The 18,921-nt window shown below is 47.9% G+C and carries 22 protein-coding genes; 15 read left to right on the plus strand and 7 right to left on the minus strand.

Annotation, left to right across the window (positions count from 1 at the left end; genetic code table 11):
* The first annotated feature begins 39 nt into the window (after window positions 1-39).
* From H8D24_04090 to der, 7 genes are all read left to right on the plus strand, one after another.
* On the plus strand, window positions 40-510 hold the full coding sequence (locus tag H8D24_04090) for a tetratricopeptide repeat protein (protein MBC8519572.1): 471 nt from the start codon (window positions 40-42) through the stop codon (window positions 508-510).
* Entirely contained in the window at window positions 507-1,370 is an 864-nt protein-coding gene (locus tag H8D24_04095; protein MBC8519573.1) for a helix-turn-helix domain-containing protein, read from the plus strand. The genes H8D24_04090 and H8D24_04095 overlap by 4 nt, the downstream gene beginning before the upstream one ends.
* Window positions 1,367-2,443, plus strand: coding sequence for a flavodoxin-dependent (E)-4-hydroxy-3-methylbut-2-enyl-diphosphate synthase (gene ispG, locus H8D24_04100; protein ID MBC8519574.1), 1,077 nt, complete (start codon window positions 1,367-1,369; stop codon window positions 2,441-2,443). The genes H8D24_04095 and ispG overlap by 4 nt, the downstream gene beginning before the upstream one ends.
* Window positions 2,444-2,457: 14 nt before the next feature.
* Window positions 2,458-3,726, plus strand: coding sequence for a histidine--tRNA ligase (hisS, locus tag H8D24_04105; GenBank protein ID MBC8519575.1), 1,269 nt, complete (start codon window positions 2,458-2,460; stop codon window positions 3,724-3,726).
* Between the two features lie 67 nt (window positions 3,727-3,793).
* Window positions 3,794-4,423, plus strand: coding sequence for a tetratricopeptide repeat protein (locus H8D24_04110; GenBank protein ID MBC8519576.1), 630 nt, complete (start codon window positions 3,794-3,796; stop codon window positions 4,421-4,423).
* Window positions 4,423-5,607 (plus strand): outer membrane protein assembly factor BamB, encoded by a 1,185-nt coding sequence (gene bamB, locus H8D24_04115; GenBank protein ID MBC8519577.1) that lies wholly within the window; start codon window positions 4,423-4,425, stop codon window positions 5,605-5,607. The genes H8D24_04110 and bamB overlap by 1 nt, the downstream gene beginning before the upstream one ends.
* Before the next feature lie 12 nt (window positions 5,608-5,619).
* Window positions 5,620-7,068, plus strand: coding sequence for a ribosome biogenesis GTPase Der (der, locus tag H8D24_04120; protein ID MBC8519578.1), 1,449 nt, complete (start codon window positions 5,620-5,622; stop codon window positions 7,066-7,068).
* On the opposite strand, the gene epmB is transcribed toward der, so the two are convergent.
* On the minus strand, window positions 7,065-8,078 hold the full coding sequence (gene epmB / locus H8D24_04125) for an EF-P beta-lysylation protein EpmB (GenBank protein ID MBC8519579.1): 1,014 nt from the start codon (window positions 8,076-8,078) through the stop codon (window positions 7,065-7,067). The two genes, der and epmB, sit on opposite strands and share 4 nt — an antisense overlap.
* A 36-nt stretch (window positions 8,079-8,114) precedes the next feature.
* Here epmB and efp point away from each other — a divergent pair, with 36 nt between their 5' ends.
* Complete coding sequence (gene efp / locus H8D24_04130) at window positions 8,115-8,684, plus strand: elongation factor P (protein MBC8519580.1); 570 nt, start codon at window positions 8,115-8,117, stop codon at window positions 8,682-8,684.
* Window positions 8,662-9,624, plus strand: a complete 963-nt coding sequence (genX, locus tag H8D24_04135) for an EF-P lysine aminoacylase GenX (GenBank protein MBC8519581.1) — start codon at window positions 8,662-8,664, stop codon at window positions 9,622-9,624. Before efp ends, genX begins: the two co-directional genes overlap by 23 nt.
* Here genX and psd read toward each other — a convergent pair.
* Window positions 9,612-10,502: a phosphatidylserine decarboxylase gene (gene psd / locus H8D24_04140; protein ID MBC8519582.1), complete on the minus strand. Its 891-nt coding sequence runs from the start codon at window positions 10,500-10,502 to the stop codon at window positions 9,612-9,614. The genes genX and psd overlap by 13 nt on opposite strands.
* Entirely contained in the window at window positions 10,499-11,866 is a 1,368-nt protein-coding gene (locus tag H8D24_04145; protein MBC8519583.1) for a transglycosylase SLT domain-containing protein, read from the minus strand. The genes psd and H8D24_04145 overlap by 4 nt, the downstream gene beginning before the upstream one ends.
* Before the next feature lie 205 nt (window positions 11,867-12,071).
* Between H8D24_04145 and H8D24_04150 the strand changes: the two genes are divergently transcribed.
* Genes H8D24_04150 through dnaQ form a run of 3 tightly spaced genes read left to right on the plus strand, consistent with a single transcriptional unit; the run spans window position 12,072 to window position 13,823 of the window.
* The gene (locus tag H8D24_04150; protein MBC8519584.1) at window positions 12,072-12,722 is read left to right on the plus strand and encodes a methyltransferase domain-containing protein; all 651 of its coding nucleotides are present in this window, start codon (window positions 12,072-12,074) and stop codon (window positions 12,720-12,722) included.
* Window positions 12,715-13,149, plus strand: a complete 435-nt coding sequence (gene rnhA / locus H8D24_04155) for a ribonuclease HI (GenBank protein ID MBC8519585.1) — start codon at window positions 12,715-12,717, stop codon at window positions 13,147-13,149. The genes H8D24_04150 and rnhA overlap by 8 nt, the downstream gene beginning before the upstream one ends.
* Window positions 13,146-13,823 (plus strand): DNA polymerase III subunit epsilon, encoded by a 678-nt coding sequence (dnaQ, locus tag H8D24_04160; protein ID MBC8519586.1) that lies wholly within the window; start codon window positions 13,146-13,148, stop codon window positions 13,821-13,823. Before rnhA ends, dnaQ begins: the two co-directional genes overlap by 4 nt.
* An 11-nt stretch (window positions 13,824-13,834) precedes the next feature.
* On the opposite strand, the gene H8D24_04165 is transcribed toward dnaQ, so the two are convergent.
* Window positions 13,835-14,413 (minus strand): hypothetical protein, encoded by a 579-nt coding sequence (locus H8D24_04165; protein MBC8519587.1) that lies wholly within the window; start codon window positions 14,411-14,413, stop codon window positions 13,835-13,837.
* 170 nt (window positions 14,414-14,583) lie between these two features.
* On the opposite strand from H8D24_04165, the gene gltA reads away from it, so the two are divergent.
* Window positions 14,584-15,846, plus strand: coding sequence for a citrate (Si)-synthase (gltA, locus tag H8D24_04170; GenBank protein ID MBC8519588.1), 1,263 nt, complete (start codon window positions 14,584-14,586; stop codon window positions 15,844-15,846).
* Between the two features lie 45 nt (window positions 15,847-15,891).
* Here the strand turns inward: gltA and H8D24_04175 are convergent, their stop codons facing one another.
* The 3 genes from H8D24_04175 to H8D24_04185 all read right to left on the minus strand — a co-directional run bounded on the left by H8D24_04175 (window position 15,892) and on the right by H8D24_04185 (window position 18,126).
* Complete coding sequence (locus H8D24_04175; GenBank protein ID MBC8519589.1) at window positions 15,892-16,218, minus strand: HU family DNA-binding protein; 327 nt, start codon at window positions 16,216-16,218, stop codon at window positions 15,892-15,894.
* Between the two features lie 264 nt (window positions 16,219-16,482).
* A complete protein-coding gene (locus H8D24_04180; GenBank protein MBC8519590.1) occupies window positions 16,483-17,325 on the minus strand; it encodes an alpha/beta fold hydrolase in 843 nt (280 codons plus the stop codon).
* Window positions 17,326-17,364: 39 nt separating this feature from the next.
* Complete coding sequence (locus tag H8D24_04185; GenBank protein MBC8519591.1) at window positions 17,365-18,126, minus strand: TatD family hydrolase; 762 nt, start codon at window positions 18,124-18,126, stop codon at window positions 17,365-17,367.
* 77 nt (window positions 18,127-18,203) lie between these two features.
* Between H8D24_04185 and H8D24_04190 the strand changes: the two genes are divergently transcribed.
* Window positions 18,204-18,641 carry a hemerythrin domain-containing protein gene (locus H8D24_04190; protein ID MBC8519592.1) on the plus strand — a complete coding sequence of 146 codons (438 nt, stop codon included), beginning with the start codon at window positions 18,204-18,206 and terminating at the stop codon, window positions 18,639-18,641.
* 9 nt (window positions 18,642-18,650) lie between these two features.
* Window positions 18,651-18,917 carry a DUF2249 domain-containing protein gene (locus H8D24_04195; GenBank protein MBC8519593.1) on the plus strand — a complete coding sequence of 89 codons (267 nt, stop codon included), beginning with the start codon at window positions 18,651-18,653 and terminating at the stop codon, window positions 18,915-18,917.
* Window positions 18,918-18,921: the final 4 nt, after the last annotated feature.

Consider the following 18,921-nt stretch of genomic DNA (forward strand, 5'->3'; position numbering starts at 1 on the left):
TTCGCTCCCATCAAGCTTTTTCAGAGGTTCCTCAGGATAATGCAGGCTAAAGTATCTCTGGTTTTGAGGCTGGTTTTTGTCATAATGGTAGCGACTGTTTTATCTTCTTGTGCAACAACCATAAAATCCCAAAAAAAGTCGGCAAAGGTGGCACAATTACAGCTGGAATTGGGGGTTGCTTATATGGAGCAGGGGTATATGGATATGGCTCTGGTTAACCTGGAAAAGGCGCAATCAATCAAGCCGGATGATCCTGAGATACAGTATGCATTGGCACTGTTGTATCTGAAAAAGGGGAGTGAGGAGAGAGCCGAACAGCACTTTATGCGGGCAATGAGAGAGGACAAGCCATATCCGGAGGCACAGAATGGATATGGTGTGTTGCTGTGTCGTCAGGGGCGTCACCGGGAGGCGGCCATCTACTTCGGTATGGCGATCAATAATCCTGACTACAAAACCCCGGATGTTGCTACCAGGAATAGTGAAATTTGTGGAGATGAGATGAAATGAGCGAGAAAAACAAAAATGGTGTGGTTGATCAGGGTGAGTTGTTCGAGAAGCCATTGGGGGAGCGCCTGCGTGAGGCCAGATTGGAGCAGGGGGTCGAGCTGGCTGATGTTTCTCACCAGCTCAAGGTGGAAGAGTCGGTTCTTGTGGCCATTGAAGAGGGAAGAAAGCCACCAAGAGCTCTTCCAGATGTATTTTTCAAAGGATTTATCAGAAACTATGCGCGTTACCTAAAGGTTGAGACAGGTGCAAAAGAGACAAGTGTTAATGTCTCCTCACTAGGTACCACCCCCCCCAGAGAGATTGGCGGAGATAAAGCCGAGAGACCATCTTTTGATCTCGCCTCCAGGCTGGGATCAATTGTTGAGTCGGCAGGTAATTGGGGCAGAAGTTTTGTAAAAGATCCGGTTAATGAAGTAAAAGAGAATCCATTGCCACCCGTTGTCATACTATTGTCATTGGTTCTGGTTTTCTGGCTGTTGTCAGGAGGTGATCCCGCGGATGAGCAGCCTGTAGTGGTTGAATCGGTATCGACAGAAAATATTGAGAGCGGTGGTCCGGAGGCAACGGAAACAGAGGCCGCCAAACCTGTGAAACCAACCAAACCAGCTGTTAATGATGGAGTTGTGACTATTCAGTATATAGATAGTGCATGGACCAGAATTACCGACGGTCTTGGACGGGTATTGGTAAAGAGAAGTCTGGATGCAGGCACTATCAAGGATTTCAAGGGGCCACTGCCTTTGAAGGTTGATTTGGGAGCCAGCAGGGTTGATATTAAATTCAATGGCAAGCCATTCGATTTTCTTAACTACATCAATGATGATGGTACAGTCCAGTTTGTTCTGGAGAGCAATGAGTGACATCGCTCTCTCCTGTGTCACGTAGAGTCTCTCGCAAGATCCACGTGGGTGGAGTTGCGGTTGGTGGTGATGCCCCAATCTCTGTACAGAGCATGACCAACACCAATACATTAGATGTGGAGTCAACGGTTGCCCAGATAGAGGCGTTACAACAGGTGGGGGCTGATATTGTAAGAGTCTCTGTGCCGGATATGGATGCGGCTGAGGCTTTTGGAGTAATAAAACAGAGGGTATCAGTTCCTCTGGTTGCAGATATCCACTTTGATCACAAGATTGCATTGCGTGTTGCTGAACTTGGGGTGGACTGTCTGAGGATTAATCCAGGCAATATAGGCAAGGAGGAGAGGGTACGAGAGGTGGTTGCCTCTGCACGTGATCATGATATTCCGATTCGAATCGGTGTTAATGCCGGTTCCCTGGAAAAAGATCTGCAGAAAAAGTATCGGGAGCCAACTCCGGAGGCAATGGTGGAGTCTGCGTTTCGTCATATAGAGTACCTTGATAAGCTCGATTTCCAGGACTTCAAGATAAGTCTGAAGGCCTCGGATGTTTTTATGACTGTGTCAGCATACCGATTGCTGGCAGATCAGATTACACAACCGCTCCACCTCGGAATTACAGAAGCGGGTGGTTTGCGTAGTGGGGCAGTCAAGTCCTCGATAGGGCTTGGATTACTGCTGTCCGAGGGTATTGGAGACACAATTAGGGTCTCCCTGGCGGCGGATCCGGTTGAAGAGATAAAGGTAGGTTTTGATATTTTGAAGAGCCTTCATCTGCGTAGCAAAGGGGTAAACCTTATTGCCTGCCCATCATGTTCACGGCAAAATTTTGATGTCATTGATACTGTAAACAGGCTGGAGGAGCGTCTGGAGGATGTGATTGAGCCGATCAATGTGGCAGTAATAGGATGTGTAGTTAATGGGCCCGGTGAGGCCAAAGAGGTACAGGTTGCAGTAACCGGAGGTGATCCAAATCTGATCTACCTGAATGGTATTCCTGACCATAAGGCTGGTAACGAGGAGCTGGTTGATGTGTTGGAGCGTCAAATCCGGGAACAACTTGGTAACAATTAGGTGAGTAGTAACCGATGAGCAATAAAATACAGTCTATTCGAGGGATGAACGATCTGTTGCCCGAGAACTCTCCACTTTGGCAGTTTGTAGAAGGGGTGATGCGTAGTACGCTAAAAGAGTATGGCTACCAGGAGATTCGTATGCCAATTGTTGAAAAGACGGAACTTTTCAAGCGTTCAATTGGTGAGGTTACTGATATTGTGGAAAAGGAGATGTACACTTTTGAAGATCGCAATGGTGACAGCCTTACCTTGAGGCCTGAAGGAACTGCAGGGTGTGTACGTGCGGTAATAGAGAATAGTCTGCTCAGGGGGCAGGCACAGCGTCTCTGGTATATGGGCCCAATGTTTCGTCATGAACGCCCTCAGCGTGGACGTTATCGTCAGTTTCATCAGATGGGGGTAGAGGTATTTGGCCTTGAAGGGCCAGATGTGGATGCTGAACTGATCGCGATCTCAGCACGAATCTGGCAACAGTTGGGGATAGATAGCGTAACCTTGCAGGTCAACTCATTGGGGTCCGCACACTCCCGTGAGCGCTACAGGAATATCCTGGTTGAATACTTCAAAGGGCATCAGGATAAACTTGATAAAGATAGTCTGCGCAGGCTGGAGAGTAATCCACTGCGTATTCTAGATAGTAAAAATCCGGAAATGCAGAGTGTTATTGAACAGGCTCCGGTACTTGAGGATTCTCTGGACGAGGAGGATCTTCTCCATTTTGAACAACTAAAAACAACACTGGACAGCATGAATATCGGTTATGAGGTTAATCCACGGCTGGTGCGAGGGTTGGATTATTACGGTAGAACAGTTTTTGAGTGGGTTACAGACCTACTTGGTGCTCAGGGGACAATCTGTGCAGGTGGTCGTTATGATGGGTTGGTGGAACAGATTGGAGGCAAGGCAACAACAGCAGTAGGCTTTGCGATAGGTCTGGAGCGTCTGGTTGAGTTGATGAGGGAGCAGTCACTATCTTTTGGCGAAGAGAAACCGCATGCATATCTGGTCCTGGCCGGGGAGCAGGCAACATCAGTCGGGCTGGGTGTTGCAGAGATGATCAGAAGTGCAGTCCCGGGTTTGAGATTGATAACCAACCTTGGTGGAGGAAGTTTCAAGACCCAGTTTAAGCGCGCAGATCGATCTGGTGCTCGTCTCGCACTGGTTATTGGTGATGATGAGGCAGCTAGCGGAATGGTCACAATTAAGGATCTGCATGGCAAAAGTGAGCAACAAACAGTTTCAGTAGATGATGTGGCAAACATATTGTCACGTTATAATTAGGTGCCAGTGTGGTTTTCGTGAAAACGGAAATTCAGAGTAGGCGATAGATGAGATAGAGAGGATAGAGATGGAATTCAATACAGCGGACCAGGAAGAGATTGAGGTTCTGAAAAAGTGGTGGAAGGAGAACGGAACTTCTACGGTTGCCGGAGTTGTTATCGGCCTCGCCTTGTTGTTTGGTTGGCAGGGGTATAGTGGGTATGTAGATAGTCAGGGGATGGCGGCATCACAATATTTTGAGCAGATGCAGAGCGCACTTATTCAAAAAGAGAGCGAGCAGGCAGAGAGTTTTGGTAACCAGTTGATGGATCAATATCCAGGAACAATTTATGCGGCTAATGGTGCATTGGGGCTGGCTGCACTGCAGGTTGAGAGAGGAGACGGTGCTGCGGCAAGAGTTCACTTTCAGTGGGTATTGGAAAATAGTAATTTTGAATCTCCGCGTCAGTTGGCTCAGCTTGGAATGGCCAGGTTGTACCTTGCTGAGGGTGATGTAGAGAGCGCACTGAAGCGACTCTCTGATGAGGAGCATGGTATTTATGCGTCTCACTTTAGCGAGATTAAAGGTGATGCATTGAGTCGTAAGGGAGATCACGTAGCTGCTCAGAGTGCTTATGTTGAGGCAATTCAATTGGCAGATTCTACAGATCAGCGTCGAGCACTTCTTGAGATGAAGCTCTCCGAGGTGACTCAGTAATGCAGCTTCGCTGGATCAGATGGTTATCCCTGTTTCTGGCTGGTGTTGTACTGGCGGGATGCTCAACAATCAACTCAGTAGGAGACAAGGTTGGTGGGTGGATAGGTGATGACGATCCCGACGCCCCGGCATCTCTGGAAGATATTGTTGAAAAGGTGAATCCGAAAATCTCCTGGAACAAATCTATGGGGTCTGGAACCGATGGATTGTGGGTAGATCTAAAGCACAAGATATCTGGAGAGATGGTTTATGCGGCGTCTGTCGATGGTACAGTCAGCGCAGTAAAGCTGTCATCTGGTAGCACTGTGTGGGAGCGGGAGCTTGATGAGGTGGTTATGACCGGAGTGGCCACAGGAGAAGGTAATGTTTATGTTGGAACCGAGTCAGGTAATCTGGTTGCTCTGGATAGAATTGGTGGTCAAGATCGGTGGTCCATTTCGCTGTTAAGCGAGATCCTCTCCCCTCCAGCGGTCGCTGCCGGTGTTGTTGTGGTTCGTACTGTGGATGGAAAACTGGTCGGAGTTAATGCAGAAGATGGTCTGGAGATATGGCGATACCAGCGTGAGGTACCAGTTCTCACTCTGAGAGGAACCAGCTCTCCAGTAATAGTTGGTGACATAGTGTATGCCGGTCTTGATGGAGGTGAGGTGGTTGCACTTGGTTTGCAGGACGGGCGTGAACTCTGGGTCAAGAGTGTTACCTCTCCAAGGGGGCGTACGGAAATTGAACGCATGGTCGATATTGATGCAGACCCAGCTGTTGCTGATGGGGTTGTATATGTAATTAGTTACCAAGGGGATCTTGCTGCTATAAATGGGGAGCAGGGTGATCTGGTCTGGAAGAGAAAGCTGAGTGGAGTGACTGCTCCGACAGTTTATGGGCCGTACCTGTTTCTCTCTGATGCAGAAGGAAATGTATGGGCGTTTGATCGCAAGGATGGGAGCGCACTGTGGAAACAGGATGGATTGAAGAATCGCAACCTGACATCTCCTCTGGTCTCTGGAACAAATCTTGTGGTTGGTGATGCTGAGGGTTATCTGCACTGGATCTCTGGTGAAGACGGCCATTTTGCAGGCAGAGTAAAGACCGATTCTGACGGGGTCTCCGCTACACCGCTCCCATTTCGGAATCAGGTTATCAGTTACGGCAATGGCGGAAAGCTCTCTGCAGTAACTCAGGACTAGAGGCTAGCTTAAATGTCTGACTGTCCGCAGGATGAGGAAGTATCCGTTCGCACCTCAATTCCGGTTATTGCTCTGGTGGGGCGCCCTAACGTTGGTAAATCTACCCTTTTCAACCGCTTGACAGGAACCCGTGATGCGCTGGTGGCCGATCTTCCAGGATTGACTCGGGACCGCCAATACGGGATTGCTCTCATTGATGGAGATGATGGCCAGTCTCGTCGTTATATGGTGGTTGATACCGGTGGCCTGAGTGATGATCCAGAAGGGATAGAGTCTCTGATGGAGGACCAGGTATGGATTGCTGTAGAGGAGGCAGATGCAGTTCTCTTTTTAGTGGATGGTCGTGGTGGGCTGACAGCTGCTGATGAGGCAATTGGTCGTCAACTGCGTCAGTTGGGAAAGCCGGTCCACCTGGTTGTGAACAAGACAGAAGGGCTGGATGAGAATATTGCTGGAGCAGAATTTCATGCGCTGGCGCTAGGTCAGCCTTACGCAATATCTGCAGCACATAACCATCGTATATTCAGTCTGGTAGAGAATGTTCTTAAACCATTTTCTCATACTGTAGATAGTGATCAGGAGGATCAGTCAAACATCAGAGTTGCTGTTGTGGGGCGTCCAAATGTTGGTAAATCAACCTTGATAAACCGTTTAATAGGTGAGGATAGATTGCTCGCATATGATATGCCGGGTACAACCAGGGATAGTATTGAAGTTCCGTTTGAAGAGGATGGGAAAGAGTATCTTTTGATCGATACGGCTGGAGTCAGAAGGCGCGGCAAGATTCATGAAGCTATCGAGAAGTTCAGCGTCATTAAGGCCTTTCAGGCTATTGAACGTTCCAATGTTGTCATTATGGTAATGGATGCCAGAGAGGGAATGACAGATCAGGATGCCACTCTGCTGGGTATGATTATCGATTCAGGCCGCGCCCTGGTTATTGCATTCAATAAATGGGATGGCATGGATCCATCAGATCGTGAGCGCAACAGGGATGAGCTGGAGCGTCGTCTTCACTTCCTGGATTATGCAACCATCCACACCATCTCCGCGCTACATGGTAGTGGAATCAGGGATCTTTTTGATAGTGTAAATGATGCCTATCGCTCAGCCACGCAAGAGATGAAGACTCCAGAGTTGACCAGAATACTTGAACAGAGCGTTACCGCACATCCGCCACCGCTGGTTCATGGTCATCGCATAAAGATGCGTTATGCTCATCAGGGCGGGCAGAATCCTCCAAGGATAGTGATTCATGGAAATCAGCTGAGTTCTGTTCCCAATGCATACCGTCGTTATCTGATGAATCAGTTTCGCAAGGCATTCAGGCTTGATGGCACCCCGGTTCGGCTTGAGTTCAGAACCTCAAGCAACCCTTATGCGGGAAGGAAAAACAAGCTTACTGATCGTCAGGTTCGTAAACGTCAACGATTGAAGGATTTCACCAAAAAAAGACGTTAAACGGGGGTTTTTCTGGGCTCTCCCTCAATCTCACGTACAAGTTTGGGTACAAGATAGCCAGGAAGAAGGCTGCCAAGTTCTTCCAGGAGAAGAGATGCGGTACTCTCCGGAACCTCGAAATGGTGACTACCCTGAACACGATCCAACATGTGCAGGTAGTATGGAAGAACCCCACACTCGAATAGTCTGTGGCTTAGTGATTCAAGTGTCGATACCCGATCATTCACCCCCTTGAGCAGCACGGACTGATTCAATAGAGTGACTCTTGAATCACCAATGGCTCTCAATGATGATTCAACATCCCTGTCCAGTTCATTTGGATGGTTGCTATGGATGACCATGACCACCTTTAGTCTCGTCTCCTTGAGTAACGTGAGCAGGGAGCTGTCAATCCTGCTCGGTAGAATGACTGCCATTCTGCTGTGGATTCTGAGGGTCTGCAGGTGAGGAATCGTCTCCAGTTTTGATATTAGTTTATTAAGCCGGTTGTTGCTGAGCATAAGAGGATCTCCTCCGCTCAGGATAACCTCATGGATGGTATGGTCTGACCTTATCTGGTCAATGGCATCCATGGCGTTTGAGGCAGACAGCGTGTGATCTCGATATGGGTAGTGACGACGAAAGCAGTAGCGACAGTGGATGCCGCAGGCTGAGGTTGTAATAAGCAGAACCCTGCCATGGTATTTCTGTAAAACCCCGTTGCCACATATTGCTCCACTATCACCAACCGGGTCGGTTCCGTATCCATCCACAATATCCAGCTCATCGACTGAGGGCATTATCTGTTTAAGTAGTGGATCGTCAGAGTTGCCCTTCTCTATGCGGTGTATATAGCTTGTAGTTGCCCTTATGGGGAACTGCTGTTCTCCATCTGCAACTGTTGAAAAGTTGTCTGTTGATAGTTCGAGCATCTCTACAAGCTCTTTTTTTGTGCGCAGTGATTGAGCGATCTCCTTCTGCCACGAAGAGGTTGAATCGGACTGCACAATAACTTGGGAAGCGGGTATCATAGTCGGCTATTTTCCAATAATTACAGGTTTGATGCTATGGCAACAGTAAGTACAAGTGAATTCAGGAATGGGCTCAAGGTTATGATTGATGGGGCACCATGCTCCATTATTGAGAACGAGATTGTAAAACCTGGGAAGGGACAGGCATTTAATCGGGTAAAACTGAAATCACTTATTGCCGGAAAGGTATTGGAGCGTACCTTTAAGTCAGGAGAGTCCCTGGAGCGTGCTGATGTACATGAGGAGGAGTATCAGTACTCATACACAGATGGGGATCTGTTCTATTTTATGCATCCTGATAGTTTTGAACAGATTGCAGCAGACCATGCAGCTATGGGTGATACTGAAAAGTGGTTGAAGGGGCAGGAGATGTGTCTGGTTACATTGTGGAACGGCAACCCCATCTCCATTACTCCTCCAAATTTTGTGGAGTTGCAGATTACCGAGACAGATCCTGGTCTGCGCGGAGATACATCAGGTGGTGGTGGCAAACCAGCCACATTGGAGAGTGGTGCTGTAGTAAGGGTTCCACTATTTGTTGCAGAGAATGAGGTGATCAGAGTTGATACAAGAACTGGGGAGTATGTCGCTCGTGTCAAAGAGTGATGATGATAATTCTGTAGGGTTGCTGCGAGAGCGTGCAACCTTTATTGGTGCAATACGCACATTTTTCTCCGAGCGTAATGTGCTGGAGGTAGAGACCCCGATCCTCTCTACTGCTGCGACAACGGATCCACATATTGACTCCTTCTCTACCGAGACAGCAATAGGGATACCGCTATACCTTCAGGCCTCACCCGAGCTATTCATGAAGAGGTTGTTGTCTGCAGGGACAGGTCCGATATTTCAATTGGCTCCAGTGTTTCGATCGGAAGAGGCAAGCCCGCATCATAACCCAGAGTTTATGATGCTTGAGTGGTATCGACCTGACTTCACCATGGAGCAGTTGATGGATGAGGTAGAAGAGCTGGTGAGCAACTTTGTTGATCTACCCTCCATTGAGCGGTTTACTGTTGCAGAGGCATTTCAGCAGGTGGTGGGAATTGATGATCTTCTCTCTACAACAGCAGAACAACTTAAGGATGTAGCTGTTGCAATGGGGTTGCCATCAGCTGGAGAGATGGAGCTGGAGTGGGACGGCTGGATTGACTACTTTCTTGTTCTGGCAGTAATCCCGCGCCTTTCGCATGCCGCTTTTTTCCTTACGCACTATCCATCATCACAGGCTGCTTTGGCACGAATAAGTCCGGATGACCCAAGGGTGGCAGAACGTTTTGAGTTAATGCTGAATGGCATAGAGATTGCGAATGGTTTCCGTGAGTTGACAGATGCGGCAGAGCAGCGCAAACGTTTTGAGAGAGAACTTGGGATGCGTGCTGAGGATGGCATGGATATAGTGCCAATAGATATGAAATTTCTTGCGGCCATGGAGGATGGGTTGCCGGAGTGTTCTGGGGTTGCTGTGGGAGTCGAGCGCCTAATGATGGTATCAATGGGAAAAGAGCATATAAGTGAGGTAATGCCATTTCCTTATCAATCAGTCTGATCAAACCCTCCTATACTCTCTCCCATCTTTAGGGGGAGACCGCTTTGGAATTCGTCTGCAAAATTGATTGCCTCTTTTCCAAAGAGAAGAATAACTGTGGATCCCATATTGAAGCGTCCCATCTCTTCACCTTTTTTCAGGGTTATGGATTCTGCGCCATCCCCATCATATTTCCATGTATGAACAAATTTCGTTCCCGGTGGGGTAATCTCTCCAGCCCATACAGTTTCAATGCTTCCTACAAAGAGTGCACCAACCAATACCATCGCCATTGGTCCCGCAGCCGTATCAAATAGAGTGGCTACCCGTTCGTTTCTGGCAAACAGGCCCGGTACGGTACGAGTAGATGGGTTATTCACCGGGTAGAGGCGACCAGGGATATAGATCATCTCCCGTAGAGTGCCATCTGTTGGCATATGAATACGGTGGTAGTTTCTAGGGGAGAGGTAGATGGTAGAGAATTTTCCATCCATGAACGGTGTCGCACGTTCCGAGATGCCTCCAAGCAAGGTTGTAAGGTTGAAACTGTGTCCCTTTGCCTGAAATATGGCCTGCTGGCAGATCTCCCCCTGCTGACTGACAGTTCCATCCACAGGGCTGATTAGTGTTGTTGCGTCCCCGGAAAATGGTCTGGATGTTGGATTGAGCTCCCTGGTAAAAAACGAGTTGAATGAGCGGTAGCTTTTTATCTCAGGGTTGGCAGCAATGGACAGATCAATCTTGTAGAGATTGCAGGCGAGTCGAATCAGTGTTTGTGATAGTAGCCGGTTTTCTGATCTGGTAATTGCATGAACAATACGTGAAAGCAGATGGTGAGGAAGAGCTGCCACTATTAGCAGGAAGAGGGTATCTGTCAGTTTCTGTAGCAGCTTGTTCATGGTCTGGTTGGTGAGGTCTCGGTAACATTGATTGTTATGGCAAGCACTGTTCCTGCTTTGAGGATGTCGCCATCATTGATGCCATTCTGTCGCATCAGCTCCTTTGTGGATATATAAAACTGTTCTGCAATCTCACTCAAGGTGTCATCTGGTTTGACTTTATAGGTGATGGTTTGGGTGGCCATTTTGGCAATAAAGTATGGCTGTTCTGATGGGTGTTTGGATATGTCGTCCATCAGTTTTCTGGTGGATGGGTCCATTGGTGAAGGGATAAAAAGAGCATCTCCAGTAAGTATGGTGTGGCCATCAATCTTGTTGCGTTGCTGAATGGCGATAATATTTGAATTGTACTGTTCGGCAATCTCACTCAGTGACTCCCCGGCAGCCACAATGTGCCGATCCCATTTTGTGAACATCTTGCGATCTATCTTTTGGAGGTTGTCGTTGAATAGAACGGCATTAGTGTGTGGAAGGAGTAATTGGTGAGGACCATTAGGTGGTGTTGCCCATCTGTTGAGTCCTGCATTGAGTTGATAGATATCCTGCTGCGGGAGTTCCGCAAGTTTTGCAGCAAGCGAGATGTCAATCTGCTGTTTTGTCTCTACAGCGATGGTTAGAGGATGGTCTGGTATTGCTGGCAATGTATATCCATACTTGTCAGACTCTTCTATGAAACGAGCCAGTGCCAATAGACGTGGAACATACCCCCTGGTCTCTCTGGGTAGTTTTAGTTCCCAGAAATCAACGTGGGTATTGGCAACTTGTCCTCTCTCCTTGTTATAGGCGCGCATCGCCTTGCGAACATTTCCGGCACCAGTATTGTATGCCGCTAGTGCCAGTAGCCAGTCTCCATTAAACTCTCTGGCCATATCCTGCAGAAAGTAGAAGGCAGCTTCTGTGGACTCCAGCGGAGAGCGCCTCTCGTCAATCCACCAGTTCTGTTTGAGGCCGTAGCTCTTGCCGGTTGATGGAATAAATTGCCAAAGACCAGAGGCATTTCCCGGTGAGTATGCATAAACCCGGAATGCACTCTCTATTGCCGGTAACAGTACAAGCTCCAGCGGGAGTTTTCTCTTCTTTGCTCTCTTTACAATATGATAGAGATACGGAGTGGCCCGGTTCAGTACCCTGGTCAGATATTCCGGATTATTCTTGAACCAGAGAATATGCTGAATCAGGCGTGGATCCTTTCTCTCTTTCAGAGTAAAGCCACTACGCACCTCATCCCACAGTGAGCTGCTTGATGGTGCAGCAGAGGCGCTGTTGAGTGTGGAGAAGAGAGATAGAAGCACAAACAGGATAAGGGGTAGTGAGATTATCCCTCTACCAATAATGCGCTGTTTTTCCTTTATGAACTGTGTCATGGCTCTGGTATTATATCCAAAGCTTAGAGCACCTCTGAAAAAGATTAATGGGATGGGGGGTTGGGGGAAGGGCTCTACAGGTGTTATTGTAACATACTGAACCATAACCCTTCCCCCATAGGATAACTTGTGCGGGAGATCTGATTGGGTCACGAAGTGATTTAATCAGAGCTTCCTTATACAGATCAGATTCCATATATTTGCCTTGAGAAGATTAAATTCCAGTCATCAGTTTGAGCAGTGGTTTACCTCTGAGGCAGGCAATTTTTTGCTGCAACAAGAGAGGGAGTGGAATAGGGATGCATTAACGAATGTATATGGAATGCATCTGATGCAGTTGGGGGTGGCAAAGGAGAATTTTGCAAGGCAAGCGAAAGAGGTTCACCACTCTTTTGTAATGGCGACAGCCATCTACGAGGAGCAGAGCTGGGCTGTTGTGGAGGGTGAAAGTGAGGCGTTGCCAATTGCAACAGAGTCACTTACTGCCGTCATCCTGCCCCATGTTCTGGAGTATTCTGCCAATCCGCATCAGGTATTGCGTGAGGTAACCAGAGTGCTTGACGAAGATGGAGAGCTCCTGATTTATGGGTTCTCACCATGGAGTATTCAGGGGTTGCTTGGTATTGGTAAAGAGACAACCTGCCTCTCCAGAAGAAAGATCATGGATTGGTTGGCTCTTTTGGGGTATGAGGTGAGAGAGCAACGGATATTGCCGATTTTGACCCTCTCATGGCGAAGGTCAAGATTAAATACAGGGGCCTACCAGCTAGTGGCCAAGAGAAGGGTTACCCCATTAAGCAGAATTCATTCACGGTGGAGACAACGTGCCACAGTGGCATCAAGAAATTATGGTTGAGATATTTACAGATGGTGGCTGTAGAGGAAACCCTGGAGTTGGAGGGTGGGGAGCTCTTCTGCGTTACGGTGAGGTGGAAAAGGAGCTGTGGGGTGGAGAATCCAATACCACCAATAATCGTATGGAGCTGTCAGCCGTGATTCATGCACTGGAGGCAGTTAAACGTTCAGTTCCACTACGGATTACAACAGACTCAAAATACGTCAAAAGCGGCATCACCGAATGGATTCACAACTGGAAGAAAAATGGTTGGAAAACTGCGGCCAGGAAACCTGTAAAGAATGTTGATCTGTGGCAACAACTGGACAGTCTGGTGCAGATGCATCAGGTGGAGTGGGCCTGGGTAAAGGGGCATAGTGGCCACCGTGAAAACGAAATTGCAGATGAGCTTGCGAACAGGGGAATGGATGAGGCGAATAACTTATGAGACAGGTAGTACTGGATACGGAGACAACCGGTCTGGAGCCGTCACAGGGGCACCGTATTATCGAGATCGGTTGTATTGAGATGGTCAACCGTAGACTTACTGACAACCACTACCATCAGTATATTCAGCCGGATCGTGAGGTTGATGCAGGAGCCATGGAGGTGCACGGTATTAGCAATGAGTTCCTTGAAGACAAGCCAAGGTTTGAGAATGTAGTAAATGACTTTATTCAGTATGTGAAGGGTGCAGAGCTCATTATTCACAATGCCCCATTTGATGTCGGTTTTATAAACCATGAACTGAAGTTGTGGGATCCGTCTCATCCAGCTCTGGAAGAGATATGTACGATTACTGACAGTTTACAGATGGCACGTAAACAGTATCCAGGGCAGAAAAACAGTCTTGATGCGCTCTGCAGGCGTCTGGATATTGATAACTCGCAACGTACCTTGCATGGTGCGCTGCTGGATTCGGAGATTCTGGCCGAGGTCTATCTCTCCATGACTGGAGGGCAGACCGGGCTTGACCTTGATGGACTGGCAGAATTTGGCGGGGTGGAGCCCATTCGTCCCATCTCCAGTGATCGTCCCCACTTGCGGGTTATCAAGCCATCAGCTGATGAGCTGGCCGCACACCATGATTATCTAAAAAAGATCGGTAGTGAAATCTGGTAATGAGATTAAGACTATAGCCTGCGTTCGGAGTTTCTGGACATCTTCATTACCATCTCAAGAATCTCGCTTGCCAGGTATCCTGCAACCAGTAGCATAAAACCGAGTAGTGCCCCTGTTCCTATAATCCATGCCAGGCTGCTCTGCTCGAGCAGAGGGGCAAGAACCTTATGTAGTTCCGGTAGCAGAATCCCGGTCTGAAGCCCCATTGTCTGTAGCGCAGTGATCATGGTAACTGTCAGGGTAATGACAAATAGCAGCTCACCAGTAAGTCTTGCCAGTACGGTAACGATCTCTGATAGTGCATAACGTGGATCATAAAGAGAGCGAATCTCTGCTGCACGCAACAGCATAAGGTGAACCATCATGTATCCTGCAACAAAAAGGATAATCTGGACAATTACAGGAAGAAGTATCCCCGCTGATTGATTGTCTGCAGATAGTAGTTTCTGCCAGGTCTCAATGGCATCACCAATCAGATAGATCGTAAGTGCGATTGCGCTTAATCTGAGAAGGCTGGAGAACCCTGTCCTGAAGAAGCGTCCTTCAGTCAGTGAGCTGAGCCAGCTATAGACAAATAGAAACCTTTCCATTCTGCTTGATCCAAGAGTAAAAAAACTGTCGTAATAAATTGTGTCATTCTGATTATGGAGTAATCTACACTGTGGGGAGAGATAATGATAGAGGAGAGATATTGATGACGAACAAGAAGATATGTCTGAATCGTAATGTGGAGTCAGGAGACCATCATGATCATCATAAAATGGATGATGTGGTCGTGCTTCCGGTTATCGAAGGAAGTTACGGGCCGGATGTAATAGATGTTCAGCAGCTCTATAACGAAACCGGCATGTTCACCTATGACCCCGGTTACCTCTCTACCGCCAGTTGTCGTAGTAGCATCACCTATATTGATGGTGACAAGGGGGAGCTTTTCTATCGTGGATATGCCATTGAGGAGTTAGCAGACAACAGCAGTTATCTGGAGACCTGTTACCTGCTGCTTGATGGTGAGCTACCAACCGGACAACAGCTTGAAAAGTTTGAGAAAACTATCAAGGAGCATACGATGGTTAACGAAGCGATCAGACGCTTCTATGAAGGGATGCACTATGATGCACACCCCATGGCCATTACTCTTGGTGTAGTTGGAGCACTCTCTGCCTTTTACCATGACTCTATTGATATCAGGAACCCCAAACATCGCGAGATCTCTGCCCACAGACTGATTGCAAAGATGCCAACAATAGCAGCCTACAGTTACAAGTATTCGGTAGGGCAGCCATTCATCTATCCTGATAACAGTCTCGGATACGCTGAAAATTTCCTCCACATGATGTTTGCAACCCCTGCGGTTGACTACAAGGTGAATCCAGTTGCAGCTAAAGCTATGGATCTAATTTTCATCCTCCATGCAGATCATGAACAGAATGCCAGCACATCTACAGTACGTTTGGCTGGAAGTTCAGGCACAAATCCATTTGCCTCAATTGCAGCCGGTATCGCCTCACTCTGGGGGCCAGCCCATGGTGGTGCAAATGAGGCAGTGATCCACATGCTGGAGGAGATCGGGACAAAGTCTGCTATACCTTCTTATGTAGAGCGAGCCAAATCAAAGGATGACAAGTTCAGGCTGATGGGGTTTGGACATAGGGTGTATAAGCATTATGATCCACGAGCCCGTATCATTCGTGAAGCCTGCCATAATGTGCTGGATGAGCTTGACCAGAAGGATACCCCACTGTTTGAGGCTGCTCTGGAGCTTGAGCGCATTGCACTAGAAGATGAGTACTTTGTAGAGAGAAAGCTCTACCCTAATGTGGATTTCTATTCAGGACTTATTCTCAAGGCACTTGGGATCCCGCTTAATATGTTTACAGTTATCTTTGCCATGGCTCGTACTGCGGGCTGGATAGCACAGTGGAGTGAGATGCTGGATGATCCATCCCAGCGTATTGGACGTCCACGCCAGCTTTATAGTGGAGCTACTCCACGTCCCTACAAAAAGGTTGAAGAACGGACATAAAAAAACCCGCTACTGCGGGTTTTTTTATCAAGGTGATGCAGTACCTTACACGATATCTTTCAGCGCTTTTGCTGGAGTTATCTTGAGCGCATTATGCGCTGGCTTTGCAGCAATAGTCAGAGACTCACCAGTTTGTGGGTTACGACCTTCACGAGCCTTGGTAGCCTTCTTCTTGTAACGTTTGATAGTCATGATTCCTGGAAGAGCAAAGCGACCAGCAGAACGTGGTTTAACATGACGCTCAATGATTGTTCCCAGACTAGCCAGAACATCAGATACAGCCTTCTTGGAAAGACCAGTATCGTCTGCAATAGTAGCGATAGTTTGAGCCTTGGTGAATGCGTCTTTTACAGCAGTAGTTTTAGGTGCCATTACAGCGTTTCTCCTTCTTTCGTTTGAAAATTGTCCGGTAAATTTTCAACAGGATATTGTGATGAATCTACAGGAGCATGCATTGTGTCCTCTCCGTTATGAAAAGGGAAGTGATTTTTTCGTTATTTTAAAAAAAAACTCATCTAACCCTGTTCAATATCAGTTTACAGCGATCATGGGTGGTGAGCATCGGCAAAAACAGGGGTAGCATCAGGAGACAGCTATCAACTGCAATGAGAGTGTGAAGATAACATGATCTTCATCCTATTTTTTTGTGACTAGCCGGTTAAGTAGACCACCCAGCAGGTAACCATCATCCATGATTATACGGTGTGGTGCAAAAGTTGGAATGGCTGCCGAGCGCCCACGCAGTTTTGGTATGTTGTTCATATCCTGGCTCCAGAAAGGGACCAGCGCATCATTAACCTCTGATGGGGGTTGTCTGCGGATTATGGAGAAATAGTTGATATCAGGATGGGGCTGTTGATTTAACCAGTGCAGTAGCGTTCCAGGACGTGCCAGAGTCAAACCCTTTATCATGGGACGAGACCTTCTCAGTACCTGGTACTTGTCGTGAGCCATCAGTTTGGGTAACAGGCTTAAGGGGAATGGCAGGGTTGCAAGGTCATAGGCAAAGTTTGCGTATGGGGATCCCTGATGGGGCGAGGCAATAGTGATTAGTGAGTTGATGTTTGGCACTCTGTTTCTTACTACAACCATACGTGCGACAACTCCGCCTGCAGAGTGTCCAATCAGATATATTGGTTCATCAGGGTGGTTGTTGGATATGGTGGTCAGCATCTGTTCCAGTAGCTCGCTCTGTTGTTCAAGCGGAATCAGTGTGGGGATATCTGCAAGGTAGAGGATTCGATTGCCACGATTTTTTAGCGGTGGACGTGAAATCAGTACCCCTGTAGGACCTCCTGCCTGGGCTCTCCCGGCCCGCTCCCACCCCATCTGCTGGAGTGCATCAATGGCACCACTGCGTTCCCATGATGAGCTATTGTTGAGTAGGCCATGCAACAGGACAGCAACCTCAGCCTCTGCCGGTACACTTGCAAGTAACGACAGCCAGAGTGGCAGCAAACTGAATAGCTTTATTTTCATGGCCTGATGATTATATGTTTACTCTGTTAAGTCAATCATTTAGGAAAGCTCTAAAACGTTGACTATGTTTTTTGTGCTCTCTTCAGCTACTCTGTCTAGCGACTCTCCTCGAATATCTGCAATGGCCTGCGCAATTGCTGGAAGCTGTTCGGGAGAGTTTCTCTCACCTCTTGCCCAGACAGGGGGGAGATCAGGCGCATCGGTCTCCAGGGCTATTGAGTGCAGAGAAACCTCACGCACTGTTCGATGGAGTTTGGCTGCATTGGGTCGTGTTACCACACCACCTACACCAATCAGAAACCCCATCTCTATATACTGTTGAGCCTGTTCCAGGCTTCCACTGAAAGCGTGGACAACTCCTCCGTAGTGGTTGTGCTCATGCAGTATTTGAACTGCCTCCTGATGTGCCTTGCGCACATGAAGTAGAAGAGGGCGCTTGTGTTCTCTTGCTATATCCAGTTGTCGGATAAAAAGTTCCCTCTGTCCTTGACGATCACTATCTGGCAGATAGTAGTCCAGACCAATCTCACCTACCGCAACAATATCGCTATTGGATGAGAGCACGGTATCCAGAGCAGTCAAATCTTCCGTCGTATGCTGAGCAAGAAAGAGGGGGTGTAGCCCAATGGCCACCCTTAGGCAGCTCTGTTTTTTACGGAGCTGTAGTGCCTTGTCCCACTGCAGGCTACTGACCCCGGGGATGATTATCTGATCTACTCCAAGCGCAATACAGTTGCTAATCACCTTGTCACGATCTCTGTCAAAGTCAGGAAAGTCGAGGTGGCAATGTGAGTCAATCATTGATGAATATCAAATACCAAAGGTATTGTATAGTGAGATAATGTTAGCTGAAATCACAAAAATCATGAGTATATAGTATGGACGCGATATCAGACATTATGACACACCACCACCGTGCGTGTGATGAGCTCTTCTCAAATATGGAGAACGCTGTATCTTCTGGGGATTGGGACTCTGCAGATAGTGCATGGAAGGAGTTTCAGGGGAACATATTGAACCACTTCGCCAGTGAGGAGGAGACGCTGTTTCCTGCCTTCGAGGATGTGACAGGAAATAGCCAGGGACCGACCATGGTGATGAAGATGGAGCATGAGCAGATGAGGTCACTGCTTGATGGGTTGAAGCAGGCAATGGAAGAGAGACATGCCGAGCAGGTGCTTGGGGTTGCGGATACCTTGATGATGATGATTCAACAGCACAACATGAAAGAGGAGCAGATTCTCTATCCAATGATTGATCAGGCACTCTCCCCGGCTGAACCCATTATTGATAAATTGACTCTCTCTGCTGAATAGGGCGTGGACATGGTTGAGGGTGAGATCATCTGTGATGTTCAGAATTTACCGGCACCGGAGCCGATGCAGAAGATCATGGATGCTGTAGCAAAACTTGGTGAAGGTGAATATGTGCGCATGTTGCACCGTATGGAGCCTTATCCTCTCTACTCTGTGCTTGATGATATGGAGTTTGACCACCTTCTCTATCTTGATGGCGAAGCCCCATACGAGATCATGATCTATGGCAGGAATGACCAACTGGCCAAAGAGCGGGTGAATGGGCAGTATGGTTAGAGCA

The organism is Candidatus Thiopontia autotrophica, from assembly GCA_014384675.1.
Classification (GTDB): domain Bacteria; phylum Pseudomonadota; class Gammaproteobacteria.

What these genes read in the sequence shown, in the direction of transcription:
- H8D24_04090 (MBC8519572.1), top strand. Translation starts at nt 40, where the DNA reads ATGCAGGCTAAAGTATCTCTGGTTTTGAGGCTGGTTTTTGTCATAATG.
- H8D24_04095 (MBC8519573.1), top strand. Translation starts at nt 507, where the DNA reads ATGAGCGAGAAAAACAAAAATGGTGTGGTTGATCAGGGTGAGTTGTTC.
- hisS (MBC8519575.1), top strand. Translation starts at nt 2,458, where the DNA reads ATGAGCAATAAAATACAGTCTATTCGAGGGATGAACGATCTGTTGCCC.
- H8D24_04110 (MBC8519576.1), top strand. Translation starts at nt 3,794, where the DNA reads ATGGAATTCAATACAGCGGACCAGGAAGAGATTGAGGTTCTGAAAAAG.
- bamB (MBC8519577.1), top strand. Translation starts at nt 4,423, where the DNA reads ATGCAGCTTCGCTGGATCAGATGGTTATCCCTGTTTCTGGCTGGTGTT.
- der (MBC8519578.1), top strand. Translation starts at nt 5,620, where the DNA reads ATGTCTGACTGTCCGCAGGATGAGGAAGTATCCGTTCGCACCTCAATT.
- epmB (MBC8519579.1), bottom strand. Translation starts at nt 8,078, where the DNA reads ATGATACCCGCTTCCCAAGTTATTGTGCAGTCCGATTCAACCTCTTCG.
- efp (MBC8519580.1), top strand. Translation starts at nt 8,115, where the DNA reads ATGGCAACAGTAAGTACAAGTGAATTCAGGAATGGGCTCAAGGTTATG.
- genX (MBC8519581.1), top strand. Translation starts at nt 8,662, where the DNA reads ATGTCGCTCGTGTCAAAGAGTGATGATGATAATTCTGTAGGGTTGCTG.
- psd (MBC8519582.1), bottom strand. Translation starts at nt 10,502, where the DNA reads ATGAACAAGCTGCTACAGAAACTGACAGATACCCTCTTCCTGCTAATA.
- H8D24_04145 (MBC8519583.1), bottom strand. Translation starts at nt 11,866, where the DNA reads ATGACACAGTTCATAAAGGAAAAACAGCGCATTATTGGTAGAGGGATA.
- rnhA (MBC8519585.1), top strand. Translation starts at nt 12,715, where the DNA reads ATGGTTGAGATATTTACAGATGGTGGCTGTAGAGGAAACCCTGGAGTT.
- dnaQ (MBC8519586.1), top strand. Translation starts at nt 13,146, where the DNA reads ATGAGACAGGTAGTACTGGATACGGAGACAACCGGTCTGGAGCCGTCA.
- H8D24_04165 (MBC8519587.1), bottom strand. Translation starts at nt 14,413, where the DNA reads ATGGAAAGGTTTCTATTTGTCTATAGCTGGCTCAGCTCACTGACTGAA.
- gltA (MBC8519588.1), top strand. Translation starts at nt 14,584, where the DNA reads ATGGATGATGTGGTCGTGCTTCCGGTTATCGAAGGAAGTTACGGGCCG.
- H8D24_04175 (MBC8519589.1), bottom strand. Translation starts at nt 16,218, where the DNA reads ATGGCACCTAAAACTACTGCTGTAAAAGACGCATTCACCAAGGCTCAA.
- H8D24_04180 (MBC8519590.1), bottom strand. Translation starts at nt 17,325, where the DNA reads ATGAAAATAAAGCTATTCAGTTTGCTGCCACTCTGGCTGTCGTTACTT.
- H8D24_04185 (MBC8519591.1), bottom strand. Translation starts at nt 18,126, where the DNA reads ATGATTGACTCACATTGCCACCTCGACTTTCCTGACTTTGACAGAGAT.
- H8D24_04190 (MBC8519592.1), top strand. Translation starts at nt 18,204, where the DNA reads ATGGACGCGATATCAGACATTATGACACACCACCACCGTGCGTGTGAT.
- H8D24_04195 (MBC8519593.1), top strand. Translation starts at nt 18,651, where the DNA reads ATGGTTGAGGGTGAGATCATCTGTGATGTTCAGAATTTACCGGCACCG.